Origin of the sequence: Exiguobacterium sp. s133 (assembly GCF_018618595.1) — a bacterium.
GTDB classification, from domain to species: domain Bacteria; phylum Bacillota; class Bacilli; order Exiguobacteriales; family Exiguobacteriaceae; genus Exiguobacterium_A; species Exiguobacterium_A oxidotolerans.
In genome coordinates, this window is sequence record NZ_JACSMK010000001.1 from 69,466 (window position 1) to 95,560 (window position 26,095).

Sequence of the window (26,095 nt, forward strand, 5' to 3'; positions counted from 1 at the left end):
TTAAACGGCTGTACGAGCCGCGATAAATCCTTCAATCCGATCGAGCGCTTCTAGGACACGCTTCGGGTCTGTTGCGTACGATAGACGTACATATTCCGGCGCACCAAATCCTGAACCTGGAATCAAGGCTACTTTTGCTTCTGACAAGACGGCTGTACACCAGTCATCGACGTTTGCATAACCACACATCTTCGCTGCCTCTAAGGCATGTGGGAACAAGTAGAAGGCACCTTCCGGCTTCAAGCACGTCAAACCAGGTATTTGAATCAAGCGTTCGTAAATTTGTTCGAGTCGTTCTTCGAACACGACACGCATCGCTTCGACCGGGGCATCCCCTTCTTCGTAGGCCGCGACAGAAGCAGCTTGCGCGATTGACGTCGGGTTCGACGTCGAATGGCTCGCAAGGTTTGTCATTGCGCCGATGATTGCTTTCGGTCCGATCGCATAACCAATCCGCCAGCCCGTCATCGCATGCGATTTCGAGACACCATTGATGATGATTGTCCGTTCCCGCATTCCTGGAAGTGTCGCAATCGATAAGTGCGTCACACCGTTATACAGTAATTTCTCATAAATTTCATCGCTGATGACGAGAATGTCATGTTGAATCGCCATCTCTGCTACCATCTCTAACTCTTCTTTCGTGTAGACCATACCTGTCGGGTTCGAAGGTGAGTTCAAGACGATTGCTTTCGTTTTCGGTGTGATGTGTTGCTCGAGCAACTCACGTGTCACCTTGAAACGTGACGCTTCCGTCGTCTCTAAAACGACCGGTACGCCGTCACTCAACTTGATTTGCTCAGGGTAGCTGACCCAGTACGGAGCAGGAACGATGACTTCATCTTCCGGGTCGAGAATGGCTTGGAAGAGTGTCGATAAAGCATGTTTCGCACCAGACGCAACCATGACTTCCGAGCGATCATACGATACCCATAAATCGCGACGTGTCTTCTCGATAATCGCGTCTTTCAACGCAACCGTTCCGCCTGAAGGCGTATACTTTGTATCGCCTGCTTCTGCTGCCGCAAATGCCGCTTGAATGATGAACTCCGGCGTGTTGAAATCCGGTTCACCAGCCCCAAGACCGATGATATCTTGACCGGATGCCCGCAGTTCCTTCGCTTTCGCCGTGATGGCAAGCGTTGTAGAAGGCGTCAATTGTTGTACGCGTTTTGATAACATGTCGCACACTCCTTTTAGTTAATCCGTAGTCGTTTGATGAAAGATCCCTCTTGATACGTATAGTACGAATATTCATAGCCCGTCTCGGTTTCCGCGACGATCTCAATTAAGGCGCGATCTTCGAAACCATATTTCGTGGAAACGATTTTTCCTTGATCTCCACTTTGACGAATGACTTCATCTACCTTAATGCCGTCTTTAACCGGGCGTGTCTCAATCTTACCTTTTGACGGGACAAAAGCGCGTAACGCCTCTCCCTCTTTTTTAATCGAGAAGACGGTGTACTGGTCTTTTCCGTTAAAGACATTTTCGAATGTCACGGCGTCCGGGGCTATTTCTTGTGTTAAACGTTTTTCTGCCCGCTTGACGACTTCTTGTTCTCGCCCCTTTGCTTCACCAACCGTTAACTGGTAGATTCCTGTACCGATTAGCGTAATCAAAAGAACGACCGAAATCAAACCGATGGCGATTTTCCACTTCATGTGCGGTAGATGGTGAAGACCATCTGCTCCTTGTCTTTCTCATCTAGAGCTAAACCAAACATTAAGTCCTCCGTTTTTAACGTGCGATTCAATAAGTCTACGATTTTGTACGTATCGTCATGGCGATTGACCTTGACCGTTGCGAGTGTCTCGATTTTCGAATCCATCTTATATCCTCCCTCATTTTTCTTAACCTATTATAATGCGATAATGGTTATTTTAATAGACTCAATCCGTATCATTCAAGAACAATTCGAGTTCTGCCGTCAATTCTTGAAGTGGTTTTGATAAAACAGGCACATTTGGCAAACTTGAAACAAAACGTTTTCCGTAACGTGTCGTCTCAATTCGACGGTCAAACACGAACACGACACCACGGTCATTCGTCGTTCGAATCAAACGACCGAACCCTTGTTTAAAACGAATGATCGCTTGCGGTAAGCTGTATTCAAAAAACGAAGATTTACCTTGTTGTTCGATTTGTTCCGATCGTGCCTGAACGATGGGTTGGTCAGGCGGTGCGAAGGGTAGACGAACGATGACAAGACAACTTAAGTCGTCACCCGGAACATCGATCCCTTCCCAAAAACTCGCAGCCCCAAAAAGAATGCAGGCATCGAGTTGCTTAAACTGTTTCATCAAGCGCTGCCGGGATCCTTGTGTGATTCCTTGCGACAGCAACGTAAATCGTGCCGGAAGTGCCTGCTTCGTCGAATCATGCGTTTGTCGCAACATGTCATTGGATGTGAACAAAACGAGCATCCGCCCTTCCGTCACTTCAGCGATTTCGATGATGGCTTCCGCTATCGTTTCAGCATATTTCGCAGGTGGGACGTCCTGCAGTAACGGCAAGTCCGTCGGAACCATCAGCCGGACTTTTTCCGCGTACCCGAATGGTGACGGGACAATGAACCGCCGTGTCTCGAGTTCGCTTAAACCAAGCCGCTTTTCAATGAATTGAAACTTGTTCGAGACCGTCAACGTCGCGGATGTCAAAATGCTCGTCCGTTTCGAGAAGACATCCCGGTATAAGCGTTCTGAAATATCGATTGGTTGCGTATAAATCCGTGTCAACTTCCGATTTTTTGCAGTCGTCTCAATCCAGGATACTGTTTCATCATGAGGCGCGAGCATCGTCTCAAAAATCGCATTCTCGACATCCTCGATTTGACCGATCACGGATTTGAGATCCGCGACGACGGACCGTTCCCGGTAACTCATGTGTTCGCGTTGATCGTGGAATAATTTATGAATCGCCCGAATCGCTTGTCGTAATCGACGTAAGACCAATTCGACCCGTTTCGCACTTTCCTGAACGGCCCGCATCGAATGATCGAGTCGTTTGAAGCGGACTGTGACACGTCCTTCCCGTCGCTCTTTCCGGGAAGAGAGATCAAGTCCATAGGCTTGGATGATCATCAACAGGTTATCTGCCTCTTCGATTAGCTCCGTCATCGTCTCATCAATCACTTCACTATGCGCTTCGACCATCTCCGTCAAATCAAACTGATCGGAGAGGCTGACGAGACGCGTCAATAGTTTTTTATCCGCGGAGAATCCGAGTTGTCTAAAAATCCGGTCGAATGAATGCCCGTCGAAGACGAGTCCGAAATGGTGGCTCGCGACTTCCTCGATTTGATGGGCCTCATCTAAAATCAACGGACAGCCTTTCGGTAAGACACCCGCCTCATACTGAATATCACTAAACAATAAGGCGTGGTTCGTGACGATGATCGTCGCGTCCTTCGCTCTACGGACGGCATGTTGGAAAAAGTCACGGCTAAACCATGGATCGAATCGCCCGAGTTGCGACTGGCTATCCGACTGGATCAACTGTTTGATGGCGATGTTCCCTTGTGCTGCTCCACCGGGAAGACTGACTTCTTCCAAGTCTCCCGTCGTCGTTTCAGTCAACCAAACGAGCAATGTTGCTTTCGCTAACGTAAAATTATACGGTTCTTCTGTTTCATTCAGGAAAAACTCGAATTTACGTAAATCAATATAATTGTTCCGCCCTTTGAGCAATGTAATGTCGACTGGGGCATCGAACAGTTGACGCAACAGCGGTAAATCACGGGCGAACAGTTGCTCTTGCAGTTGAATCGTATGTGTACTGACGATAATCGGCGTCTCGTGTTCAATCGCATAATGTGTCGCCGGAACAAGATAGCCAAGAGATTTTCCGGTACCCGTCCCAGCTTCGACGAGCAATGGTACTTCTTGATCAAGTGATTGATAGACATGACGCATCATCTCAAGTTGACCGGTTCGTTGCTCATAACCCCTGAACAGCTTCGGAAAGATCTCTTGATTCAAGTGATCAACGAACGGTCCGAATGGCTGGAGTTCCGACCGGTGCGGCATCAGTTCCGGATCAAGACGTTTTTTCAGCGCAATCTTTCGGAACGAATCGAACCGATCGTCTGTCTCGATGCCGACTGCTTGAATCGCAAAATCAATCTCTTCTTCCATCGCACTGAATAATTTTGGGGCTAAGCGACGCAACTGTTTTAATGTATCAAGCGGTAGCTCGCGAAGTCGACTTAACAGTTCGAGTAATAATTCTGCCGTCGCTTCTGCATCGCTGCCCGCCCGGTGAGCTTCTTGATGCGTCAACTGTAAACTTTCCGTCAGGTGCGATAAGGAGTGACTCTCTGCCGTTGGTAATAGAATCCGTGCCAGTTCGACCGTATCGATGACGGGACCCGTGTACGGTAAGTAACCTTCTTCTTCAAGCGCTTCATTTAAAAATGTTAAATCGAATTGGACATTGTGCGCGACAAACACTCCACCATCTAACATCGAGAGGACGCGCGGTGCAATGACATCAAATGTGTCTGCGTCCCTTACATCTAAATCGGATATTCCTGTCAATTGCGAGATGAACGGCGGAATCGGATTTTTCGGTCGAACGAAAGCCGACAGACGTTCCGTCACGTGCCCTTGTTCGACGACCGCTACGCCGATTTCAATCATCTCATCTCCAGCTTTAATCGAATGACCTGTCGTCTCTAGGTCGATCACCACATACTTCTTCTCCACGACTTATCTCCACCTTTAACCATCCATCTGTTACGTATCGAACTTCTCATGTTTCATCTTAACAAAAATAGAGACCCGAATGTGTTCCGGGTCTCTGAATTTCATAAGATCGTATGCGCGATTTCTTGAGAAAGCATCTGTTTGATGTTATTCGTTTCATCGAGAACAGCCACCTTCGGCTCGTGGACGAGGATTTCTTCATTCGTCAATTGTGCATATGCCATGATGATGACTTCGTCTCCAACTTGGAAATGGCGAGCTGCCGCACCATTCAAACAAATGACACCGGAGCCACGTTCACCCTTGATCGCATATGTTTCGATCCGGGCACCGTTTTGATTGTTCGTCACTTGAACTTTTTCATTTTCAAAGATTCCGACCGCATCAAGCAAATCTTCATCAATCGTGATGGAACCGACGTAATGGAGGTTCGCCTCCGTCACTCGAGCTTTGTGTAGTTTAGCGTGCATGAATGTCCGTAACATAAATCATGCTCCTCTCGTATAAAGTAAATTATCAATCAAGCGCGCTGATTCAAACTGAACCGCGACGGCTAATAAAATCGTTTTCGTTTCTGATGTAACCGGTCCGAGCGTCGGATAGTCGACCGCTTCGACATAATCAAGCGCCGTTCCTTCAAGATGCAAAGCATCTTTCGTCCGTTCGACGACTTCCTCGACGGCTGTGCCTGCTTCAAGTAACGCGTTTGCTTGCTGGAGAGCTTGTTGCAAACGCGGTGCTTGACTGCGTTCTTGCTCAGACAGATAGACATTTCGTGAGGACTTTGCGAGACCGTCCGCTTCCCGGATAATCGGACACCGTTTAATCTCGACCGGGACGAAATAATCTGCAACATATCCTTCAATCAAGGCTAACTGCTGAGCATCTTTCAGTCCGAAATAGGCACGGGTCGGGTGGACGATGTTCAACAATTTACTGACGACCGTCAAGACGCCATCGAAATGTCCTGGTCGTGACGCACCACAAAGGACGTCGTCGCCCGTTCTGACCGTCACGCGCGCCATATCGAGCGGATACATCGTTTCATTCGTCGGATAAAATACATAATCGACGCCTGCCGCACCCGCCAGTTGTTGATCGCGTTGTTCGTCACGTGGATACCGTTCTAAATCTTCGTTTGGTCCGAACTGCGTCGGATTGACAAAAATACTCAACACGACAATCTCATTTTCACGTCGTGCTTGTTCGAGTAACGAACCATGACCTTCATGCAAAAACCCCATTGTCGGTACAAAACCAATCGAGTCATAGGCTGCTAATTCTTGCCGTAGTTCGTCGATGTCTTGAATGACTTTCATTCTTTACCGCCTCCATAAAGCGAATCGATCAATTCTTCATCCATCGTGAACGTATGTTCAATAGATGGGAATACACCTTGTTTTACTTCTTCGACGTAGCTAGCAATCGCTGCTGTCCCTGACGTATTCCAGTCCGTATACGCTTTAACAAACTTCGGTAGACGTCCGACACCATATGTCAGGATGTCATGGTAGACGAGGACTTGTCCATCGACATCAACGCCGGCACCAATCCCGATGACAGGAATCTGAAGTAATTCGCTGACTCGTTTCGCAAGTTGGTGCGGGACACATTCCAGGACGAGCATCTTCGCACCGGCTTGTTCCGCTGCTAAACTGTCTGCAATCAACTGTTCCGCTGCTGCAAGCGATTTTCCTTGTACTTTAAAACCTTCGAGTACGCCAACTGATTGGGGTGTCAATCCAAGATGTGCGACACAAGGCATCCCTGCGTCCGTCAAGCGACGAATCGTCGTCAAGATGTCCCCAGCACCTTCAAGTTTTAAGGCATCGGCCTGACTTTCTTGAAAAATACGTGCCGCAGCATCAAGCGTCCGGTCGAACGAACCGTGGTAACTTGCGAATGGCATGTCAACGACCATGAATGTCTTCGGTGCCCCACGGCGGACCGCCCGTGCATGATGAATCATGTCCTCAACCGTCACGGCAATCGTCGAATCATATCCTAAAATTACGTTTCCAAGTGAATCACCGACGAGTAAGAGATCGACGGCTCCTGCTTCTGCTAATTTCGCTGACGGATAATCATACGCCGTCAACATAACGAGTTTTTCTCCCGTTGCTTGTTTTTTTAGTAAAGGTGTCATTGTGTGCATGTGTGTTCTCTCCTTCGTTAGTGTAGAGAGGACAAAAGGAAACGCCTTCCTTCCTAAAAATACCCATAGGAAAGAAGGCGTGAATAAGTGCAACATCGTCCTTCTGTCCCTGTCCGAAATAGGATCAAGGCAGGTCGTACTAGCGATAAAAAAAGTTTTCTACCGGTATGACTCCTAACGGCTATCATCCTTCGCTTTATTATACATGATTCAAATTGGCAACTGCAAACGTCGGGATTTTAGTTTTCTGTCCAGTAGACGAGTTCCGCCGAATGGAATGCTTCCATTCCTTGGTCCGTTTCGACCATCAGCGTTCCATCGGCGCGAATTCCGCGCAAATAACCAGACAAGGTTTGTTGACGCGAGCGTAGTGTAACGGGTTGATTGAGCTTATCCGCAAGATGTTCCCACGCTTCGACAAAAGAGCCGAATCCATCGACCAACCACCGTTCGTACATCTGCTCAAACTGATTTAAGAAGGATGCAACGATTTCTGCCCGCCGAAACGTTCGATTGGTCGCGAGTTTAAGGGACGTCGCCCGATCAGCGATTGCCGTACTAAAGACGTCATGGTGAACATTGATTCCAATTCCAATAATGACCGAGCTGATCCGGTTTGCTTCCGTCTGCATTTCCGTCAAAATCCCTGCGACCTTTCGACCATCAATCAATAAATCATTCGGCCATTTGATTGTCACTGGCACGTCGAACTCACGTAAAGATGTCGCTAGGGCAATGCCAGACACGAGTGTTAATTGTCCTGCTTGATCGAGCGGGACGTCTGGTCTTACTATCAAACTCATCGCAATTCCGTTTCCTTTCGTCTCGTGCCAAACACGACCGAGCTGTCCGCGCCCACTCGTCTGGTAGTCACAGACGACGAGTTTCCCTTCTTTGACCTGCTGTTGTGCTAAATCATGCGCAATCCGTTGCGTCGTCTCCGTCTCCTCGACATGAAAAATATCACGTCCGAAAAATTTCGTCTGTAAGTACTGTTCGATTGCAAGTGCTGTTAAATGATCACCACGATCGATGAGGTGGTACCCGGTTTTTTTATTCGATTCAATCGCGTACCCTGCTTCTTTTAAAGACGCAATTTGTTTCCAAATAGCGGTACGTGAAATATTTAACTGGTCAGCTAAATCTTGACCTGAAATCCAATCCGTCTGCATCAATCGTTGCAAGATTACGTCTCGTGTTGATTTTTCCATTTGCTCACTTCCTCTAACAGAATCGACCGTTGATTTTCAAGGTGTCCGTTTACGACATGCTGTTCCAAATAATGGAGTGCTTCTTTGATTTCTTGTTTTTTCAGCCCGGCAGCAATCATGTCGCGTCCGCCGACTCGTAAATCTTTTAACGAGCGGATCGCTAAAGTTGTCCGGTCTGCGTGACTCCGACCTGTCATTTGATTTAAGACGAGCAGTTCCTCGTCCGTCAATGTATACCGTTGCCAGTCCGTTAGTTGCTCCAGTCGAACAAGCGCTACGAGTCGTTTTGCCCGCTGCTCCTGTTTTTTCGAACGTTTAAAGACACGTAACCGTTCTTGCGGAAACCCGGCGTCGAGCAGCAGCGTCCACACATTTTCTGTCGAGACACCCTGTAATGATGATTGTGCTAATCGTCCCATCACTTCTGAAGTGACGTGTGGAAGATAGGTCGCGAGTCCTGTGCGTAACATCGCTTGTAACGCTGCAACACGCCCCGGTCCAAGGAGCAGTTTTTCGAACTCAATCGCGACACGTTCGATTGCGACGTGTTGAATCATCTCCGCTTGCTTCGCGATGGCCCGCTCCGTCAAACCGTCTAACGAGAACTCGAGCTGACTCATGAAGCGAAAGGCACGAATCATCCGTAAGGCATCTTCTTCGAAGCGCTCTTCTGGCCGGCCGACCGTTCGAATGATTTTGCTCGCAAGGTCGGATTGTCCACCAAAGAGATCGACGAGCCCGGTTGGTTTTAACGCCATCGCGTTGATCGTAAAATCACGTCGTGTCAAATCTTCTTCCAGTGAGACGCCAAGTGTCACGTGGTCTGGTCTACGGCGGTCGCTATAGGTTGACTCGGAACGAAACGTCGTCACTTCGAACGGTACGTGTTCTAAGACGATCGTCACCGTCCCGTGCTCGAGTCCGGTCGGGATGACGACCGGAAACAACGGGATGACCTCGTCCGGTAAGAGTGACGTCGCTAAATCATAATCGCCAGGCACGCGTCCGAGTAACGTGTCGCGAACAGCTCCACCGACGACATACGCTTCGCCACCTGCACGTTCGATTGTTTCAATGATCGTATTCGCCAGCTCAGACATTTTCATATCGTGCACACACCCGTTCATAGACCTGTTCATACTTCCGGACGATTTCATTTGAATCGAACCGTTGCCGTGTATCGCGAATTCCGGCATCCGCCATCTGTTCGCGTAACTCGGGTGTATCGGCTAACTGGCCGATTCGTTCCGCCGCTGCCTTGACGTCATACGTCGGAACGATGAATCCGGTTTGTCCGTCTTGGATCACTTCTGGTAAGCCACCGGCATTCGAGACGACACTTGGGACTCCGACCGCCATCGCTTCAAGGACGACGAGTCCGAACGCTTCTTTTTCCGACAACAATAAATGGATGTCACTGATTGCGAGCAACTGGGCGACATGTTCTTGTTTTCCGGCAAAGATGATTTTTTCATAGACCCCGAGTTCTTTTGCCCGGCGGCGCGTCTGCCCCATCTCCGGACCATCTCCGACGAGTAATAGCCGCATGTCACGATTATTTGCAGCAATTGCAAATGCGACGAGCGTATCATCGATGCGTTTGACGGGGCGGAAGTTCGAAATATGTATGACGACGACTTCTCCCGGCTCAATCCCATAATGTCGTTTTAGACGTTCGTCGCGCATCGGATAATACACACTCTCATCAATCGAGTTCGCAATGACGTCAATATCGTACTCGGCATGCAACGTCATGTTCGTCTCAAGAGCAAGACTTTCCGAGACGGCCGTCACAGCATCCGAACTTTCGATTCCGTAACGGATGGCTGGCTGCATCTCTAAGTCTTGACCGATGACCGTGATGTCCGTTCCATGTAAAGTCGTCACGACAGCGACGCCTTTCTTCTTCGCCATATTGCGTCCGAGCTCTGCACAGACGGCATGCGGGACGGCGTAGTGGGCATGGATGATGTCGAGATCGAACACATCGATGACTTCTGCGACTTTCGAAGCCAATGTAATATCATAAGGCGGATATTTAAATACAGAATATTGGTTGACTTCTACGAGGTGAACCGTGATATTCGGACGATATTCCGTCAAGCGAAACGGCATGCTTGATGTAATGAAGTGGACATCATGCCCACGGTCTGCAAGTTTCATCCCGAGTTCCGTCGCGACGACACCACTTCCGCCTACGGACGGGTAACAAAGGATTCCAATCGATTTTTTCATATAAGATCACTCTCTCTTTAATTAGGTTAACCTTGTCTTCTCGATTCAATTGTAAACAAAACGCCTCTTAAAAACTACATCGACCACTTTCCAAGGAGATTTCCGTAGAAAAGCTAGTCTTTTTCAACGTCTACCGTTACCCTAGAGAAAGAGTCTTGTTAGAGAGGAGCAACCTGTTATGGCACCCCCATTTCAATTTCCGATTCGCTTCCGAAATATTTTTTGGATTTTAATCGGATCATTTATCTTTGCGTTCGGCATTTATCATTTTAATGTTCAAAATGAGTTAGCTGAGGGTGGATTCACGGGAATCACCCTTATTTTAAAGGGCTTGTTCGGTTTATCCCCGTCGATTACGAACCTCGTCTTAAACGTCCCGTTATTTTTCGTCAGCTATAAAATGCTCGGGCGGACGACGTTCATCTATACCTTGATCGGCACGTTCAGCTTTTCTCTTTGGTACGGCCTAATCGCCAAATATTCACCGCTTGAAATCATGTTGAAAGACGATATGGTGCTCGCTTCGTTGTTCGCCGGTGTCTTCATCGGTGTCGGCCTCGGCATCATCTTCAACAACGGCGGGACGACGGGCGGGGTCGATATCATCGCCCGACTGACGAAGCGGTATTTCGGATGGTCGATCGGTCGGACGTTCATGATTTTTGATTTTTTCGTCATCGTCGCTTCATTGACATATCTCGACTACAAACAGGCGATGTATACGTTGCTTGCCGTCTACGTCGGGGCCCGTGTCATCGACTGGATGCAGGAAGGAACGTATGCTGGTAAAGCCGCGATGATCATCAGTGATCACCGGACGGAGATCGCCGACGGGATTCACGCGACGATGAACCGCGGAACGACGCGGTTACTCGCGAAAGGTGGATTCTCCGGTCGCGACCTTGAAGTCTTGTATGTCGTCGTCGCCCGCAATGAAATCACCCGGTTGAAGACGCTCGTCAAAACAGTTGACCAACATGCTTTCATCACACTCCATGATGTGTATGAAGTAACCGGCGAAGGATTTACGTTCGATGAAAATCGTGTTCCGATCAAGGAAACGTAAAAACAAAAAAACACCCGGTTGATTCGATTCTGAAGAAGAAGATCGAACCAGCCGGGTGTTTATTTTTTATTAATTTGTACGCGTTACTCTTGAATTACTCGTCAGACGGTGCAAAGACCATCAAAGCGAGGCGGAGGAATTCGGCGACAGCGACGAGTGTCGCAGCGACGTAAGTCCAGGCGGCGGCGTTCAAGACACGGCGTGAGCCACGCTCTTCTTCCGCATCGATGATCCCGTGTTCCGTTAACTGAGCCATCGCCCGTTTCGACGCATCGAACTCAACCGGCAACGTCACGAGCTGGAAGACGACGGCACCGAGCATCAAGATGACACCAAGCATCGCAAGACCAGTCATCCCAGCGAAGAAACCAACGAGTAATAACGGGAATGACAGATTCGACGTAATTGACGCAACCGGTGCAATCCGGTGACGGACACGCATCATGTTATAGTCCGTCGCATCTTGGATGACGTGCCCGATTTCGTGCGCTGCAATCGAAACGGCAGAAACCGTTGAACCATGATACACATCTTCCGAAAGACGAACGACTTTATTCGTCGGATCGTAATGATCGGACATCGTTCCGCCGATTGCTTCGAGACGGACATCCGTAATCCCATTCTGTTTCATGATGAAGTCAGCGACTTGAGCGCCTGTCACCCCACTATGAATCGGAACTTCTTGGTATTTTTTATACGTTTTTCGGACTCGCATTTGTGCCCAGATGGGAACAATGATGATGATGGCGAGGTAAATCAGATAGTTAGCCATGTAACATCTGTCCTTTCCTAAAAGATTATATCCTTATTTTACGTTCAAGCGACCTTATTGTCAATCGAATCGCGTGCGACAAAGAAATATCCCATCAAAATACATAATCCCGTCAACCAGAACGAACCATAGCCAATCCACTGGATGTACTCCGCGAGCGCCGGATAGCGTGGCCACTGACCGAGCACGTAGTCGACGACATCGTTATGGATGACCCAAATCGAGACAAGGACAAGTTCCTTGACGCGAAACGTCATGAATGGAACATAAAGCAGTGCCTGGAATGCCATCGCGCCGTGCGAGACCATCAACATCAGTGCCATTGCCGTCAAATAACTGTTACCTGTCCCGAGTTCTTGAAGCATCAAGGCATTCATGACGACGGCCCAAACACCATATTTAATCAACGTGACGAACGCGAGCGCTTCAAACAGTCGGGAACGACGATTGAAGATCCATAAAAACACGATAATCGTAAAAAATAGCGACGCCGTCGGACTGTCCGGGATGAACGGATAATAGTACCATTTCGCCGTCTCGAGTTGCGGTTGATACCAATAATAGCCGTATAACGTTCCCGCTAGATTGATTAATCCGAGCGGCCAAAGGAGGGCTTTATGTTTTAAAATCTGCAAAAACGGCACATTCATTCACCTCATGATAGACAAAAGCCGGAGGAATCATTCCCCCGGCTCTTCTCTTATTTATTGTTCTCTCCGCCTTCACCGTAAGAAGCGATGAATTTAGCGAGTTCTTTACGATCTGCATCTGAACCTTTGTACTGTCCAGCAGGCATCGCACCGACACCTTTATCTGCGATTTCATAAATTTCATCTTCTGTCTTTTGTGTCCCGACGAGGGCAGGAGCGGCTGCTCCACCTTCGAGGTTCTTACCATGACAGTTGACACATGACTGGTTCGAGTAAATTTCATACCCTTTCGCCGCTGTATCGATTTCAGGACCTTCGTTCATCGTCAACTCACCTTGTTTATGGATTGTATCCCAGTGTGTTGTTTGAACAGATTCCCAAGTCAAGAAAATGATTGAGACGATTCCGAGTAACATCATGCTGACTGCGACTGGACGTTTTGCCGGGCGACGTTCAATCCCTTGGTCGAGCCACGGTGCTACGAGTAACGCCGTAAAAGCAAGACCTGGAAGAATGACAGTTCCCATCAAAATGTACGGACCGGCAGCAAATTGATATTTCAAGAGCTGATAGAGGAATAGGAAGTACCAGTCCGGAAGTGGAATGTACGACGTATTCGTCGGGTCAGCTATGTTTTGTAGTGGTGCTGCTTCAACGATTGTCAGCGTCATGAAGCCGATCAAGAAGACCGCTCCTACCATCCATTCGCGAAGTAAGAAGTTTGGCCAGAACGCTTCCGTCCGACCTGGATACTCAGAATAGTCTTTCGACTTATTCGGCATCCGGTTATTGATCGACACCCGTGAATCGGTGACGAATTTCATTCCTTTACCACGATGCATCGTGTTCTCCCCCTTTTAGGTTGCCTAAGTTGATTGTCGGTTTAAAGTGGTCCAGAGATCCCTTGTTTACGGATCATCATGAAGTGGGCCCCGAGCAAGACGAACAATGCCGCAGGAAGGAAGAAGACGTGAATCGCAAAGAATCGAGCAATCGTACTTGCACCGACGATTTCTCCACCCGCGAGGAGCGTCTTCGCGATGCCACCGATGACCGGTATGCTTTCCGCGATTTGAATCGTAACTTTCGTCGCGAACAATGCTTTCATGTCCCAAGGCAACAAGTATCCGGTTAGACCAAGTGCTAAGACAACGAAGAACAAGAGGACACCGACGACCCAGTTCAATTCACGTGGCTTTTTGTATGATCCTGTGAAGAAGACGCGTAATGTATGTAAGAACAACATTACGATGACGACTGATGCGCCCCAGTGGTGCATACCACGAACGATTTGACCGTGTGCGACTTCGTTTTGAAGATAGTACACTGACGCATGGGCATTGATGATATCTGGTACGTAATACATCGTCAAGAACATCCCTGAAAGAATCTGGATGACGATTGTAAAGAACGTCAACCCGCCAAAACAATAAACGAATGCTGAAAAGTTATGGGCAGGGTTTACGTGTTCTGGAACTTCATGATCGGCGATATCTCGCCAAAGCGGAGTGATATCAACCCGCTCATCAATCCAATCATAGATTTTTTGCATCATCGCTTACGCACCTCTTTCGACTGGTTTACCTAAGTAGAGGAAACCATCTTTCTCTTGCATTTCATATTCATCAAGCGGCTTCGTCGGAGGCGTTCCTGGTACGTTGACGCCATCTTTCGTGTACCGTCCGAAATGACATGGGCAATAGAATTGCTCTGGGTGCGTCGGATCTGCTCCGAAACTGACTTGGCATCCTAAATGCTTACAGATCGGTGATAGTGCGAGAATTTCGCCCTTATCATTTTTGAAGACCCATGCTGATAATGTTTCTTCGAAATCATACCAAGCATCCTGTGTTTGCTTCTTGAAGTCGACCCGTTTTGGTTCTGTTGTGATGTCCGACAACTTCATTACTTTTACTTTATCGCCTGATCCTGATTTCTTCAGGACCGGATCAACTGCGAAGTTGACCATCGGCATGACCATCGTCGCTGCCATAAAGCCACCGACTCCAGTCAGTGTATACGTCAAGAATTGACGACGTGTTACGTTAGACCCGTTTTGAGCCATATCGATCCCCCCTTGTGATGTACGCCGTGCCCCAAGACCACTGTACTTCACACAAATTTCTCACATGGTAATAGTATCTTAATAAAATCATCGCGTCAACCGCTTCATAGCGCGGTCCAACGGTTTCCTAACTGTTCGAGAACTTGTCCTACAAAATTCCCGACCATCTGACCTTGCTGGTCGCGACTCATCGTCTCGAGCGATAATCGTGGAACATAGACGATGTCGTCGACCGCTGTGTCTTTCCAGCGTAAATCTGCCGTAATGAACGTGACAAAACGGAATTGCTCGGCAGATGCCGCTTCCCGCCAACCGTTCAATTGATCGAGTGACGGTATACCGACATACGTCATTGCTGGAAGGAGCATCGCCCGACCGGACAGTTGCCGTTCGACTTCTGACGCAACCGTCAATGTCATGTCAGCACATTCCGCAAAAGCATGCATCGATTCATCAAATCCGATCGGTATCAATGGGACGACCAACGTATCGATATACGCTTGTTCGTTTCTCGTCCTTTGAACATCGGATGGTTTGAAACGCAAATCATTTCCCCCTTTCCTGTTCACTTACATTTCGTCACATTTAATGTATCATATCCGCTTTTATTACTGCTCGCTTAATGTGAACGTTTTATGAAATTCCATTCTATTTTTCTTCATATTTAGGTTTTTTTCAAACTCAAATAAAATCATCCTCTTCTTTATCCGAAGAGGATGACTGCAGACGAACGCGTATGAAGATTGAAAAGTGTATTTTAGTTATTGGAGTTGGCTCCGAATCGTCCGTAATTCTTCCGAGAGTGATTGAAAACGACTCCGATCGCGTGCATCAAGTGCTTCATCAATCAAACGAATCAATCGCTCTTCCTCTTGCCGATTGACCGTCGCCGCGATGAAATTCATCGCTTCGTCCGCTAATCGTGGTTCAACAGTGACCTCCGGACGAAACGGGTTCTCTTCAAGTAGGGACAAGTATTCATCATCCATCATCATCCCTTGAAAATTTAACTCGATATAAATCGGTTCGTCCGTCAATCGGATGTCGTGATATGCCTTTTCCGGGTCAGTCGTTTTAACCTCACCTTTTTTAAAGAGAAACGGTTCAGCGTCAAACCCGTATGTCGTCATGATGATTGCTTTTGGCGCGAACATCGCATTTTGAACAAAATGAACTTGATCCAGTTTCGCATCATTACGAAGCCAATAATCAAGGATCCATTTGGATTCCCGACGCTTCAACGTGTAATAGGTCAAGATGCGGCGCAAGAAACGCTGTTTTCTCTCTGTCATCTCAATCCTACTCCCTTCTCCAATCGAATCAACTATCCATCCGTTCGACATAATCGACGAGATCAGCATCTTCTGGAGCGAACATCGCTGCCCGACGCAACAATGCTTGTCCCTCTTCACGTCGTCCTTCTTCAACCAATGCGAAACCATATTCTTTCAAGAAGAGGGCATCATCCGCGAATGCAGATTCAACTTGAGCATACTGCTTCATTGCATTCGTATAATCTTCCAGCGCATAGAGTGATCGAGCACGGTACCACGTCAAGATTGGTGCCGTGACGTGTTCTTCGATTGCTGAAATCGTTTCAATCGTCGCCTCATGGTCCTCATCTTCAGCGAGGAGCGCAAGTAAACGTTCCGCAGCGAGCAAGGATTCCGGGTTAAGGGCAAGGGCTTCACGTAAGGCGTTGACACTCCCTTGGCGGTCTCCTAACTTCAAGAGGAATAAAGCTTCCATCGTCCGGAGCTCATCATTATAATCGTCTCGCTCCATCCCTTGCTTAATGACATTCAACGCTTCCTTCGTCAAGCCGAGTTCTGCTTGACTCTCGGCGTAAGGCACGTAAGCCGACGTATAATCTGGATCTTGGGCAATCAGTTGTTGGAACGTTTCGACCGCTTTTTGGTGTAGTCCGACGCGGTGGGCGGTCATCGCAAGTCCAAACAGCGTATGCAAGTCAGACCGTTCCGCGACTGCACGTTCATATAAGGGAATCGCTTCTTCGAATTCACCGATCATTGCGAGCGACTCGGCGTACAGGGCATCCAGTGGCAATTCTTCTCTTAATGCCGGAACAGCTGCAATTTCAGCGAACAATGGGACCGCTTGATCAAATGCTCCAAGTGTCATATAGAGTTCAGCCAGTCCGTAAGCGAGCAACGGTTCATCCGGCGCAAGTGACCGTGCCTCTTTTAATTTCGCGAGCGCTACTTCGTCGAGTCCTTGTGATTGATAAAGGTCCGCTAACAACACTAATGTCCGAGGTCCATTTTCGCTATCCGTCTTATCGACTTGTTCAAGGACGGTGATTGCTTCTTCTTCTCTATCAAGATCGATATAACATTCGGCAAGCAATAAAGCGACGCCAGCATTCCCCGCATAATCGACGTAAAGAGGCGATAAGATATCGACTGCCCGGTCCGAGAGTCCGAGTTCGATGTAAAGATCTGCGACAGCTAAGCGATCCTCATCGGTCCCTGTCTTTTCAAGTTGTTCGAGTGAAGCTAACGCTTCCGACGTATGGCCGTGTTCTAGCCCTTCGACGATTTCTTTTAATACCTGTTCGTTCAAGGCAAACGCCTCACTTTCTAAATTCAATTCGGAACTTATCCGTTCCCGTTATCTTGCAATTTCTTTAAATCATCATAGAACGTTGGGTAGCTGACTTCAACTACTTCATTCCCGTTCACTTGAATTTCTTCGTTCAATGTCTTAGCAATCGTCAACATCATCGCCAAACGGTGATCACCGGCACTGTCGACCTCCGCCCCTTTTAATGACGTCGGGCCTTCAATTGTCATCCCGTCTGCCGTCGCTTCAATCGACGCTCCGAGTCGTCGTAGTGACGCGACGACCGTCTCGATCCGGTCCGTTTCTTTGACGCGTAACTCCGCTGCATCCCGGATAATCGTCTTTCCTTCCGCTTGCGTCGCGAGTAAAGCGAGGAGCGGAATCTCGTCGATCAATGAAGGGATTTGTTCTCCTTCAATCGTCATCGCCTGCAGGGTAGTCGATTCTACCGTCACATCCGCGACTTCCTCCCCTGCCACTTCCTGCCGGTTCGAAATTTTGACGCTCGCACCCATTTGTCGTAATACTTGTAAAAATCCGATCCGGGTCGGGTTCATGAGTACGCGTTCCGTCGTGATGACACTGTCCTCGCCAATCGCCGCCGCCGTCCACCAAAATGCAGCCGAGGACGGATCGCCCGGTATATCGACCGTCGTCGCCGTAAGTTGAACAGGACCTTCGACACGAATATGCCGTCCGTCTTCAAAGTCATCGATCGTCACATCGACGCCGAATTGCGGCAACATCCGTTCCGTATGATCGCGTGATAAAATCGGCTCAATCACCGTTGTCTCACCTGTCGCAAATAACCCCGCTAGTAAGACCGCACTTTTCACCTGAGCACTTGCGACCGGTAAGGTATACGTCGTTCCGACGAGCGGTTGCCCCTGAATCCGTAACGGAGCGTAGTTCCCTTCGATTTTCGCACCAAGCTGACTGAGTGGAATCGTCACCCGATCCATCGGCCGTTTTTTTAACGAATCATCGCCTGTCAATTCATACGCCGCCTCGCTACCAGCTAAAATACCGCTTAGTAGTCGAATCGTCGTTCCGGAATTCCCACAATCGATTTTTGCTTCGTTTAATGCAGTCGTCCCTGTAATCTGAATCGTTTTTTCAGAACGCTCGATTTTCGCACCAAGTGCCTCAACCGCCTTCAGTGAAGCGAGACAATCCGCTCCTTCGAGTGCATTCGAAATCGTCGTCGTCCCGTTTGCAATCCCACCAAATAAAAAAGCACGGTGTGTCATTGATTTATCGCCGGGTACTCTTACCTTTCCCTTTAATCCCATTTCAAGCACCTCACAGTCATGTCATAGGCGGACAGCAATCGTCCCACCGGAATTTCCTCTAAGTTAAATTTCCCGTTTTCTGCTAAGACGAATCGAATCGACAGATTATTTTTTTTATCCCGTTTCATATAGTCGAAATAGACCTCGAACGATTGCCTTTTTGGTAGTTCGACACCTAAACGCGTCAACAATTGAGCCAGTTGATTTCCTTCTTCGACTTGTCCCTCTAACATTTTGGCAAAGACTAAACCGATTCCGACTGCCTCACCATGCGCGAGACGCTCACTCGCATACTCGACGGCATGACCAAATGTATGCCCATAATTTAAAAAGGCACGGATGCCTTGTTCTTGTTCATCTTGTTCGACGATTCGTTGTTTGACGGAAATCCCTTTCGCAATCCAGGATTCGAGTGGCAACTCTTTCATATCGGACAGTTTTAAATCCATCAGTTGATCAGCAAACGGTTCCGCTGCCAATAGACCATGTTTCAACAATTCAAAAAAACCGCTTCTCCACTCGCGGTCCGGTAATGTTTTCAGAAAAGATACATCGTAGAGAACGGCACTCGGTTGATAGAACGCCCCGACGAGGTTTTTACCGAACGATAGATTTAGCCCGACTTTCCCGCCGACGCTCGAGTCATGCGCGAGTAACGTCGTCGGAATTTGGATGAACGGAATGCCCCGTAGAATCGTTGCTGCAACGAAACCGGCGAGATCTCCAATCATTCCACCACCAAATGCCAGGATGACCGTACGACGGGTCACCCCTCGTTCAATGCCTTCTTGAAGCAAGTCTGCATACGTTTCGAGCGATTTACTGCTCTCACCTGGTACGACAGTACTCGTCATCCAGTTTGTTTTCGGAAAAAGAGTCGTGACGTGTTTGATCAATGTCTCTAAATGAAGGGAACTGACCGTTTGATCGGTGATAATCCAAAAGCGATCTGCTACCTGTGCTTCTTCGACTTCCGCCAGGTGTCGCAACGCACCCGGCTCGATGTGAACCGGATACGGGCGACTCGCTTTGATGCAAAGATGCGTCAAAACAGACGCACCTCCTCCTTGTAATCAGCTATCGTTTGTTTTAATCGATCCATCGTTGAACTCCCGAACATTTCGAGAATCGCGGCTGCGACTTCGAATGCGACGACAGCTTCGAGAACGACAGCTGCTGCGGGCACAGCACAAGCATCACTGCGTTCAATTTGGGCCGTGAACGGCTCTTTCGTCTCAATATCGACCGATTGCAGGGGTTGATACAATGTCGGAATCGGCTTCATCGCAACTTGAACCCGAATCGGCATTCCTGTCGACATCCCACCTTCAATTCCGCCTAGGTGATTGGTTCTGCGGGAGTAACCTGCTTCACTATGAATGATTTCATCTTGGACCGTACTACCGGGACGACGCGCCAAATCAAAACCATCACCAAATCCAACCGCTTTCATCGCATTGACACTGATGACAGCTTGGGCGATCCGACTGTCTAACTTCATGTCATTTTGCGTAAATGATCCAATCCCCGGAACAAGTCCCGTGACGACGACTTCGACTTCACCACCAAGTGTGTCGCCGTCTTTTTTAGCTTGATCGATCGCACGCATCATCTGTTCAGTCGCTGCTTCATCTGCACAACGGACTGGAGAAGCTTCAATCAACTCACGCCGCGTCGTCGGATCAACGGCTTCAGCATCAACGCCACCGATTGATCGTACATGGGAAAACAAATCGACATCGAGCTGTGCCAACAATTGTTTCGCGATTGCCCCAACTGCAACTCGGGCCGCCGTTTCTCGAGCAGAGGAACGTTCGAGGACATCACGGAGATCACGATGACCGTACTTCAAGCCACCTACAAGATCCGCATGTCCTGGGCGTGGGCGTGTCAATGTCCGCGGACGTTCAAGCGCTTCCTCGAGCGGTTCCGCCTGCATGACTTGTTTCCAGTGCGTATGGTCTTTGTTTTCAATAAACAGACTGATTGGCGCCCCCGTCGTGTAACCGTGACGAATTCCCCCCCGAACATCAATCGCATCCTGTTCGATTTGCATCCGCCGTCCACGTCCATAACCACCTTGACGTCGTGTCATTTCAGATTGAATTTTTTCGAAATCGATTGTTAGTCCGGAAGGAACACCATCGATGATGACGGAAAGTCCTTTTCCGTGTGATTCTCCAGCTGTCATGTAGCGCATACGCTTCATCCCTTCACGTCGTTAAATTTTTTCATAAAAGAAGCTTTGCTTCATTTTTAGACCAAATCGTTCCGGTTGAAAGATTTGTTCCGTTCCGCCGACGAATAAAATGCCGCCCGGTTTTAACGCATCCACAAAAGAGCGATAGACGTGCGCTTTTGCTTCTTCTGTAAAGTAAATAAGTACGTTACGACAGATGATTAAATCAAATCCACTGTCATAGCGATCTCCTAACAAATTATGTTTACTGAAACGGACGAGCCGTTTAATTTCTGGAGCGACCTCATATTGTTGATCCTGTTCGATGAAATATCGTTTTTTCCTTGATTCGACGACTTCGTTTAAGGCTGAAATGCCGTATCGACCTTGCTTCGCCTTTTCAAGAACGATCTCATCTAAATCGGTCGCTTGAATCGTGAATTGGGCAGGGTCCATCATCTCATTAAGAATCATCGCGAGCGAATAGGGCTCTTCCCCCGTTGAACAAGCCGCGCTCCATGTCCGAATCCGACCATGCGCACGTGCTTGCAGCACCGGAAGAATATCTTGTTCGAGCTGTTGCCAGCGAATCGGATTTCTGAAGAATTCACTAACATTGATCGTCATCCGGTCCAAGAACTCTTCATATAAGGTCTCGCTTTTTTCCATTGCCTGCATATACGAGGCGAAGGTATCATGTCCTTTTTTATCGCGCAAAGCCGTCAAACGTCGTTTCATTTGTGCTTCTTTATATTGTCCTAAATCAATTCTTGACTTTTTTAAGAAACGTTGGATGAAAAGCTCGTAATCGTCCATAGTACACCTCACTGGTCCTCTCTATCATCGGTCATACACGTTTTATGACCCTATCTTATTCTCTATAGTAGCATAAAGCCATTTCCTTTCCAAAATACAAAAACAGACGATTGAGCAATTGCTCAATCGTCTGTTTGCCGTTCGTTTCATTATGCGTTTACCGGTTGCCCTTGAAACCAAAGTCCAAGTTCACGCTCCGCACTCTCGACGCTGTCTGAACCATGGATGACGTTCTCGCTCATCGTGTTCGCGAAATCTCCCCGAATCGTCCCAGGTAGTGCTTCTGTCGGTTTTGTTTTTCCAATCATCAAACGTGAAACAGATACGACATCCGTTCCTTCGACACGAAGTGCGACGACAGGACCAGACGTTAAGAAAGTGACCAACTCTCCAAAGAATGGCTTCTCTGCGTGCTCTGCATAATGTGCTTTCGCCAATTCTTCAGACGCTTGCATCATTTTCATTTCACGTACAACAAATCCTTTTCGTTCGATCCGGCCGATGATTTCCCCAATCAATCCGCGTTCGACACCATCAGGTTTTACCATTAAAAATGTTTGTTCCATTTTTGAGTCCCCCTATGAAATGCTTTTAGAAAAGCGCTTACATAGTAAGTTTACTCGTAAACGGATCGAGCGGCAAGAAATTTTTGACAGTTTTTTATCCTTTTCGCTTTCCAACGTAACGTGCGACTTCTTCAAGTGAACGCTTTGCAGAAGACTTCGGTAAATGCTCTAAACGACGAATCGCTCGCTTAATGTAAAGATCGACGGTCTGTTGTGTCCGTTCAAGTGCGTCAGACGCTTGCAGACGGTCAAGAAGTGGCGCGACTTCTTCGTGGGAGGGCATCTCCTGAATTTTGACGAGTTCCTTGAAAAAAGCTGGATTTTCTGAGGCGTAGAAAACTGGCAACGTCTTATGCCCATGTCGTAAATCTTCTGCGACCGGTTTACCAAGCTCGACCCGGTTCGCTGTGAAATCCAGTAAGTCATCCGCAATTTGAAAAGCAAGACCGATGTCACGCCCAAATTGCCGCAATGCTTTCGTATCCGCTTCCGAGCAGTTCGCGACGATGGCTCCTAGATGACAACTTGCCTCAATCAAGATCGCCGTTTTCCGCTCGATTCGTTTAATATATCGTTTAATCGATTGATTCCAATCGTATTGATCATAAATTTGTTCGATTTCACCCTCACAAATTTCGCGCATCGCATGGACCATGACTTGGACGAGTTCCGGTTTCCCGATTTCTCCAATCAATTTGACTGCCTCACCAAACAAATAGTTACCCGAGTATAATGCAACTTCTTCATCAAAACGTTGCATGACGGTCGGCTTTCCACGTCTCAGTTCGGCATCATCGATGACATCATCATGCACGAGTGATGCCATGTGGACCAGTTCAAGACTTGCCGCGACACGGACCAGTTCATCCCGGTCTGCTTGACCAAACTTCGAAGCGAGCAAAACAAAAGCCGGACGAATCCGCTTCCCCCCCGCTTTCAAGAGTTGTTGTCCCGCAGCATCAATCGTCGGTTCTTCGGACGCAATATGATTTGTTAAGAATCGGTCGACTAAATTCACTTCTTTCGTTACATCTCGATAAATTGAATGCAGTGACATCTCACCACTTCTTCCCGAGGTGCATTGCAGCCGCCCCACCTGCAAACGCCTTTACTTCGACCTGCATGAAGCCAGCCTGCTCAAATAATTGCTTTAATTCAACACGATCGAGGAACACTTCCGTCGATTCTTGAAGCCAGTTATATTGATCAAACGATTTTGCAAACAAACGACCGACTTGTGGCATGATTTTACCAAAGTATAACGAGTAGGCCTCACGGAAAATTGGTGCCGTCGGTTGACTCGTCTCAAGACATACGACTGTTCCACCTGGTTTTAAGACACGATGCATCTCTTTGATGACTTGGAGATAGTCCGGAACATTCCGTAGTCCAAACCCAATTGTCACGTAGTCAAAGGAATGATCACCAAAAGGTAAATCCATCGCATTGCCATGAATCAATTCGACGTTTTTCATCCCTAACGCCTCGACTTTATCGACTCCGACTTTAAGCATGTTTTCAGAGAAATCGAGTCCTTTGATGACACCGGTCGGACCAGCCGCTTTCGCGAGTTGAATTGTCCAGTCAGCCGTTCCGCAACATAAATCAAGACATTTTGCCCCCGGAAATACATCCATCCGGCGCATTGTTTCTTTTCGCCATAATTTGTGCAAGCGGAAACTGATGATGGAATTCATCTGATCATAATTTGTCGAAATTGATTGAAACACTTCATAAACTTTCTTTTCTTTTTCTTGTGTCTGCACGCAGTTCACCCTTTCAAGAATATTACGCTACTGCCATTTGTTCTAAATGTGATAATAGTAGTTGTTGCGCTTCATGATCGAGCAACTCGGCCTGTTTCCGAATGATGCGTTGCCCTTCTCGTGTTAACCAATCTTGACCGCTGATTGCCGCCAAACCTTGAACGAGTCCAAATTCCGCCGTCAGCCAGAGTAAGACGTAATCTTCTGTCGACGTATAATTTCGCTCATGGATCGAACATTTTGCTTCATTCACACGCTGTACGGTCCGTCCTAACGTCACGAGTGCCGTTTGGGGAAGCGACGCTAACTCTTCAAAAAAGTAAGTCGAAAAAAGATCTCCCGCCAATACGAGCAATTGTCTTTCTTTTGATCCTCGTTTCGTTTCACCTACTCGTTCATGTAAGACAAGTGCAACCTTCGCAAAATGTACGCCCTTTACGAGCGCCTGCCAATCCAATGTCTCGTTTTGAGCGACATCAATCAACCAACTGATCTGTTCACGATCGATGGAAGGGAAATCCACATGTCGAGCTAGTTGAGTCGTCTGTTTGTTGTTGAGCGCAGTAATGATTTCTGTCATGAATAGCTCTCGTTGGTCCATGCTTTTACCCCCCGATCTCCAGTGCCATCTCGTTGATGGATGTTCTTCTTTTTTAATATACCATAATCATCGCTTTTTCACGCCTTTGAATACCCACAAAAAAAGCCGTTCGAGGAATTCCTCGAACGACTATGTAGCCAAATTACTTGACTGCATCTTTCAATGCTTTACCCGGTTTGAAGGCAGGCACTTTGCTTGCTGGGATTTCGATATCTTCTTTCGTACGTGGGTTGCGACCTTTACGAGCGGCACGTTCACGGACTTCGAAGTTACCAAAACCAATCAATTGGACTTTTTCTCCAGATTGGAGTGTCTCAGTGATTGATTCGAATGTTGATTCAACAACTTTAGTCACGTCTTTTTTTGTAAGACCTGATTTTTCGACAACCGCTTGAATGAGTTCAGTTTTGTTCATTACTTTCACCCCCTCCCAATCGCTTCTTCGAGGCTAATCATACCTTATAAACGTTGCTATTACAACATTTTCGTCATAATCCCTCTCAATTTTCTGATTCTTCGATCGATTCCTCAGAAAACGTAGGTTCGCCTTTTTCGTTAATTGTATAGCTTTGAGAGTATGCCGGGACAAAAGGTTGATCATCATACAGTAAATGACGAATATCTTGACCGACTTTTGGTTTTTTCTTCGCAGTTTCAACGGCTTTCTTCAATTCAGGAAGATAGTTGACATACAACTGCCCTTGACCGTCGACATAGATGTCCAGTTCCGTATCGGAATAAGGACTCGGAATCTTCGGTTCTTCCTTAATGAACAACTTTTTATAGTCGAGTGTGAATTGATTTTTACCAATCGAACCTTTAAATGGATATTTTTCATTTTTCTTTCGGTACGTATCGATGCGCACCTGTAGCTTTTGGAGTTCTTCTGCAACGAGTAAATCCATCAGCTTTACAGTCGGTTTCTCTTCCACATCGACTAACAAGTAAATGAACGTTCCACCACCTTCGAAACTATTCGGTGGAGGATCACTCATATAACGAGGAATTAAGCGTCCGAGTTCAATTTGATACCGCTCCATCAAAGGCGTATCTGCGTCTCTTGTTTTGATTGGTAAGACACCGGTATCTTTTTGATACGCGTCGACAGCATCTTGAACCGTTGCGATTTGTTGCGGATAGGGTATCCGGTTCGAAGGTTTTTGACTATCCGGGAAGAGACATCCCGATAACAACATGACAGGCACCAACATGAAAAGAACGACTAGCTTCTTCATGCGCTCGGACCTGCCATGACGATGAACACCATAATAATGGAAGCTACAATAAAACATAGGAAGGCAAGGGTCGAGAGCAGGAACTGCCAAACCCCTGTCAATTTCGTTCGACTGATCGTGACGAATAGGACGCTAATCGCAAATAACCCGATCCCGCCAAACGAAATCCACATTTTTAATAATCCAGGACTCAAGGT

The 26,095-nt window shown here is 47.6% G+C and carries 30 protein-coding genes; 1 reads left to right on the forward strand and 29 read right to left on the reverse strand.

What is annotated here, in order from left to right; all coding sequences use genetic code 11:
• From KNP96_RS00325 to bshA, 10 genes are all read right to left on the reverse strand, one after another.
• A complete protein-coding gene (locus tag KNP96_RS00325) occupies positions 1-1,182 on the reverse strand; it encodes a pyridoxal phosphate-dependent aminotransferase (protein WP_029330605.1) in 1,182 nt (393 codons plus the stop codon).
• A 14-nt stretch (positions 1,183-1,196) separates the two neighbouring features.
• The gene (locus KNP96_RS00330) at positions 1,197-1,664 is read right to left on the reverse strand and encodes a hypothetical protein (protein WP_214765099.1); all 468 of its coding nucleotides are present in this window, start codon (positions 1,662-1,664) and stop codon (positions 1,197-1,199) included.
• A complete protein-coding gene (locus tag KNP96_RS00335; RefSeq protein WP_012370646.1) occupies positions 1,661-1,831 on the reverse strand; it encodes a YpmA family protein in 171 nt (56 codons plus the stop codon). The genes KNP96_RS00330 and KNP96_RS00335 overlap by 4 nt, the downstream gene beginning before the upstream one ends.
• A gap of 61 nt (positions 1,832-1,892) precedes the next feature.
• A complete protein-coding gene (dinG, locus tag KNP96_RS00340; RefSeq protein ID WP_214768562.1) occupies positions 1,893-4,706 on the reverse strand; it encodes an ATP-dependent DNA helicase DinG in 2,814 nt (937 codons plus the stop codon).
• Between the two features lie 101 nt (positions 4,707-4,807).
• Positions 4,808-5,191: an aspartate 1-decarboxylase gene (gene panD / locus KNP96_RS00345; RefSeq protein ID WP_029330611.1), complete on the reverse strand. Its 384-nt coding sequence runs from the start codon at positions 5,189-5,191 to the stop codon at positions 4,808-4,810.
• A gap of 3 nt (positions 5,192-5,194) precedes the next feature.
• Complete coding sequence (panC, locus tag KNP96_RS00350; protein ID WP_214768564.1) at positions 5,195-6,025, reverse strand: pantoate--beta-alanine ligase; 831 nt, start codon at positions 6,023-6,025, stop codon at positions 5,195-5,197.
• A complete protein-coding gene (gene panB / locus KNP96_RS00355) occupies positions 6,022-6,861 on the reverse strand; it encodes a 3-methyl-2-oxobutanoate hydroxymethyltransferase (protein WP_029330615.1) in 840 nt (279 codons plus the stop codon). Before panB ends, panC begins: the two co-directional genes overlap by 4 nt.
• Positions 6,862-7,100: 239 nt before the next feature.
• A complete protein-coding gene (locus tag KNP96_RS00360) occupies positions 7,101-8,072 on the reverse strand; it encodes a biotin--[acetyl-CoA-carboxylase] ligase (RefSeq protein ID WP_088837315.1) in 972 nt (323 codons plus the stop codon).
• A complete protein-coding gene (locus KNP96_RS00365; protein ID WP_239456728.1) occupies positions 8,048-9,178 on the reverse strand; it encodes a CCA tRNA nucleotidyltransferase in 1,131 nt (376 codons plus the stop codon). Before KNP96_RS00365 ends, KNP96_RS00360 begins: the two co-directional genes overlap by 25 nt.
• Entirely contained in the window at positions 9,165-10,307 is a 1,143-nt protein-coding gene (bshA, locus tag KNP96_RS00370) for an N-acetyl-alpha-D-glucosaminyl L-malate synthase BshA (protein WP_088837316.1), read from the reverse strand. Before bshA ends, KNP96_RS00365 begins: the two co-directional genes overlap by 14 nt.
• A 178-nt stretch (positions 10,308-10,485) precedes the next feature.
• On the opposite strand from bshA, the gene KNP96_RS00375 reads away from it, so the two are divergent.
• Complete coding sequence (locus KNP96_RS00375) at positions 10,486-11,373, forward strand: YitT family protein (protein WP_029330623.1); 888 nt, start codon at positions 10,486-10,488, stop codon at positions 11,371-11,373.
• A gap of 94 nt (positions 11,374-11,467) precedes the next feature.
• On the opposite strand, the gene KNP96_RS00380 is transcribed toward KNP96_RS00375, so the two are convergent.
• From KNP96_RS00380 to KNP96_RS00470, 19 genes are all read right to left on the reverse strand, one after another.
• Positions 11,468-12,145 carry a zinc metallopeptidase gene (locus KNP96_RS00380; RefSeq protein ID WP_088837317.1) on the reverse strand — a complete coding sequence of 226 codons (678 nt, stop codon included), beginning with the start codon at positions 12,143-12,145 and terminating at the stop codon, positions 11,468-11,470.
• A gap of 44 nt (positions 12,146-12,189) precedes the next feature.
• A complete protein-coding gene (locus tag KNP96_RS00385; protein WP_239456729.1) occupies positions 12,190-12,795 on the reverse strand; it encodes a DUF1405 domain-containing protein in 606 nt (201 codons plus the stop codon).
• 50 nt (positions 12,796-12,845) lie between these two features.
• Positions 12,846-13,637, reverse strand: a complete 792-nt coding sequence (locus KNP96_RS00390; RefSeq protein ID WP_029330628.1) for a menaquinol-cytochrome c reductase cytochrome b/c subunit — start codon at positions 13,635-13,637, stop codon at positions 12,846-12,848.
• 41 nt (positions 13,638-13,678) lie between these two features.
• Positions 13,679-14,350 (reverse strand): menaquinol-cytochrome c reductase cytochrome b subunit, encoded by a 672-nt coding sequence (qcrB, locus tag KNP96_RS00395; protein WP_012370658.1) that lies wholly within the window; start codon positions 14,348-14,350, stop codon positions 13,679-13,681.
• Between the two features lie 3 nt (positions 14,351-14,353).
• Positions 14,354-14,860, reverse strand: coding sequence for a ubiquinol-cytochrome c reductase iron-sulfur subunit (locus tag KNP96_RS00400; RefSeq protein ID WP_029330633.1), 507 nt, complete (start codon positions 14,858-14,860; stop codon positions 14,354-14,356).
• 104 nt (positions 14,861-14,964) lie between these two features.
• Positions 14,965-15,405, reverse strand: a complete 441-nt coding sequence (locus KNP96_RS00405; RefSeq protein WP_029330635.1) for a DUF2487 family protein — start codon at positions 15,403-15,405, stop codon at positions 14,965-14,967.
• A 216-nt stretch (positions 15,406-15,621) separates the two neighbouring features.
• Positions 15,622-16,152 carry a ReoY family proteolytic degradation factor gene (locus KNP96_RS00410; RefSeq protein ID WP_029330637.1) on the reverse strand — a complete coding sequence of 177 codons (531 nt, stop codon included), beginning with the start codon at positions 16,150-16,152 and terminating at the stop codon, positions 15,622-15,624.
• 28 nt (positions 16,153-16,180) lie between these two features.
• Positions 16,181-17,443: a tetratricopeptide repeat protein gene (locus tag KNP96_RS00415; RefSeq protein WP_029330640.1), complete on the reverse strand. Its 1,263-nt coding sequence runs from the start codon at positions 17,441-17,443 to the stop codon at positions 16,181-16,183.
• Between the two features lie 35 nt (positions 17,444-17,478).
• Positions 17,479-18,735 (reverse strand): 3-phosphoshikimate 1-carboxyvinyltransferase, encoded by a 1,257-nt coding sequence (gene aroA / locus KNP96_RS00420; protein WP_088837319.1) that lies wholly within the window; start codon positions 18,733-18,735, stop codon positions 17,479-17,481.
• A complete protein-coding gene (gene aroB / locus KNP96_RS00425; protein WP_214768566.1) occupies positions 18,726-19,784 on the reverse strand; it encodes a 3-dehydroquinate synthase in 1,059 nt (352 codons plus the stop codon). The genes aroA and aroB overlap by 10 nt, the downstream gene beginning before the upstream one ends.
• The gene (gene aroC / locus KNP96_RS00430) at positions 19,781-20,935 is read right to left on the reverse strand and encodes a chorismate synthase (protein WP_088837321.1); all 1,155 of its coding nucleotides are present in this window, start codon (positions 20,933-20,935) and stop codon (positions 19,781-19,783) included. Before aroC ends, aroB begins: the two co-directional genes overlap by 4 nt.
• Positions 20,936-20,956: 21 nt before the next feature.
• Entirely contained in the window at positions 20,957-21,730 is a 774-nt protein-coding gene (locus KNP96_RS00435) for a CheR family methyltransferase (RefSeq protein ID WP_214768568.1), read from the reverse strand.
• 149 nt (positions 21,731-21,879) lie between these two features.
• Complete coding sequence (gene ndk / locus KNP96_RS00440) at positions 21,880-22,296, reverse strand: nucleoside-diphosphate kinase (protein ID WP_088837323.1); 417 nt, start codon at positions 22,294-22,296, stop codon at positions 21,880-21,882.
• Between the two features lie 94 nt (positions 22,297-22,390).
• Positions 22,391-23,353, reverse strand: coding sequence for a polyprenyl synthetase family protein (locus KNP96_RS00445; protein ID WP_088837324.1), 963 nt, complete (start codon positions 23,351-23,353; stop codon positions 22,391-22,393).
• Position 23,354: 1 nt separating this feature from the next.
• Positions 23,355-24,062: a demethylmenaquinone methyltransferase gene (locus tag KNP96_RS00450; protein ID WP_029330660.1), complete on the reverse strand. Its 708-nt coding sequence runs from the start codon at positions 24,060-24,062 to the stop codon at positions 23,355-23,357.
• A gap of 22 nt (positions 24,063-24,084) precedes the next feature.
• Complete coding sequence (locus tag KNP96_RS00455; RefSeq protein ID WP_029330662.1) at positions 24,085-24,663, reverse strand: heptaprenyl diphosphate synthase component 1; 579 nt, start codon at positions 24,661-24,663, stop codon at positions 24,085-24,087.
• Between the two features lie 142 nt (positions 24,664-24,805).
• Positions 24,806-25,078, reverse strand: a complete 273-nt coding sequence (locus KNP96_RS00460; RefSeq protein WP_012370671.1) for an HU family DNA-binding protein — start codon at positions 25,076-25,078, stop codon at positions 24,806-24,808.
• An 85-nt stretch (positions 25,079-25,163) separates the two neighbouring features.
• Positions 25,164-25,898, reverse strand: a complete 735-nt coding sequence (locus KNP96_RS00465) for a hypothetical protein (protein WP_029330664.1) — start codon at positions 25,896-25,898, stop codon at positions 25,164-25,166.
• On the reverse strand, positions 25,895-26,092 hold the full coding sequence (locus KNP96_RS00470) for a DUF2768 domain-containing protein (protein WP_029330666.1): 198 nt from the start codon (positions 26,090-26,092) through the stop codon (positions 25,895-25,897). Before KNP96_RS00470 ends, KNP96_RS00465 begins: the two co-directional genes overlap by 4 nt.
• Positions 26,093-26,095 lie beyond the last annotated feature (3 nt).

What these genes read in the sequence shown, in the direction of transcription:
- KNP96_RS00375 (WP_029330623.1), top strand. Translation starts at nt 10,486, where the DNA reads ATGGCACCCCCATTTCAATTTCCGATTCGCTTCCGAAATATTTTTTGG.
- panB (WP_029330615.1), bottom strand. Translation starts at nt 6,861, where the DNA reads ATGCACACAATGACACCTTTACTAAAAAAACAAGCAACGGGAGAAAAA.
- KNP96_RS00390 (WP_029330628.1), bottom strand. Translation starts at nt 13,637, where the DNA reads ATGCATCGTGGTAAAGGAATGAAATTCGTCACCGATTCACGGGTGTCG.
- aroC (WP_088837321.1), bottom strand. Translation starts at nt 20,935, where the DNA reads ATGCGCTACATGACAGCTGGAGAATCACACGGAAAAGGACTTTCCGTC.
- KNP96_RS00380 (WP_088837317.1), bottom strand. Translation starts at nt 12,145, where the DNA reads ATGGCTAACTATCTGATTTACCTCGCCATCATCATCATTGTTCCCATC.
- KNP96_RS00410 (WP_029330637.1), bottom strand. Translation starts at nt 16,152, where the DNA reads ATGACAGAGAGAAAACAGCGTTTCTTGCGCCGCATCTTGACCTATTAC.
- KNP96_RS00330 (WP_214765099.1), bottom strand. Translation starts at nt 1,664, where the DNA reads ATGAAGTGGAAAATCGCCATCGGTTTGATTTCGGTCGTTCTTTTGATT.
- KNP96_RS00360 (WP_088837315.1), bottom strand. Translation starts at nt 8,072, where the DNA reads ATGGAAAAATCAACACGAGACGTAATCTTGCAACGATTGATGCAGACG.
- KNP96_RS00325 (WP_029330605.1), bottom strand. Translation starts at nt 1,182, where the DNA reads ATGTTATCAAAACGCGTACAACAATTGACGCCTTCTACAACGCTTGCC.
- KNP96_RS00455 (WP_029330662.1), bottom strand. Translation starts at nt 24,663, where the DNA reads ATGGACCAACGAGAGCTATTCATGACAGAAATCATTACTGCGCTCAAC.
- bshA (WP_088837316.1), bottom strand. Translation starts at nt 10,307, where the DNA reads ATGAAAAAATCGATTGGAATCCTTTGTTACCCGTCCGTAGGCGGAAGT.
- KNP96_RS00435 (WP_214768568.1), bottom strand. Translation starts at nt 21,730, where the DNA reads ATGGACGATTACGAGCTTTTCATCCAACGTTTCTTAAAAAAGTCAAGA.
- KNP96_RS00400 (WP_029330633.1), bottom strand. Translation starts at nt 14,860, where the DNA reads ATGGCTCAAAACGGGTCTAACGTAACACGTCGTCAATTCTTGACGTAT.
- KNP96_RS00385 (WP_239456729.1), bottom strand. Translation starts at nt 12,795, where the DNA reads ATGAATGTGCCGTTTTTGCAGATTTTAAAACATAAAGCCCTCCTTTGG.
- KNP96_RS00445 (WP_088837324.1), bottom strand. Translation starts at nt 23,353, where the DNA reads ATGTCACTGCATTCAATTTATCGAGATGTAACGAAAGAAGTGAATTTA.
- aroA (WP_088837319.1), bottom strand. Translation starts at nt 18,735, where the DNA reads ATGGGATTAAAGGGAAAGGTAAGAGTACCCGGCGATAAATCAATGACA.
- KNP96_RS00465 (WP_029330664.1), bottom strand. Translation starts at nt 25,898, where the DNA reads ATGAAGAAGCTAGTCGTTCTTTTCATGTTGGTGCCTGTCATGTTGTTA.
- ndk (WP_088837323.1), bottom strand. Translation starts at nt 22,296, where the DNA reads ATGGAACAAACATTTTTAATGGTAAAACCTGATGGTGTCGAACGCGGA.
- panC (WP_214768564.1), bottom strand. Translation starts at nt 6,025, where the DNA reads ATGAAAGTCATTCAAGACATCGACGAACTACGGCAAGAATTAGCAGCC.
- KNP96_RS00335 (WP_012370646.1), bottom strand. Translation starts at nt 1,831, where the DNA reads ATGGATTCGAAAATCGAGACACTCGCAACGGTCAAGGTCAATCGCCAT.
- qcrB (WP_012370658.1), bottom strand. Translation starts at nt 14,350, where the DNA reads ATGATGCAAAAAATCTATGATTGGATTGATGAGCGGGTTGATATCACT.
- KNP96_RS00365 (WP_239456728.1), bottom strand. Translation starts at nt 9,178, where the DNA reads ATGAAAATGTCTGAGCTGGCGAATACGATCATTGAAACAATCGAACGT.
- panD (WP_029330611.1), bottom strand. Translation starts at nt 5,191, where the DNA reads ATGTTACGGACATTCATGCACGCTAAACTACACAAAGCTCGAGTGACG.
- KNP96_RS00460 (WP_012370671.1), bottom strand. Translation starts at nt 25,078, where the DNA reads ATGAACAAAACTGAACTCATTCAAGCGGTTGTCGAAAAATCAGGTCTT.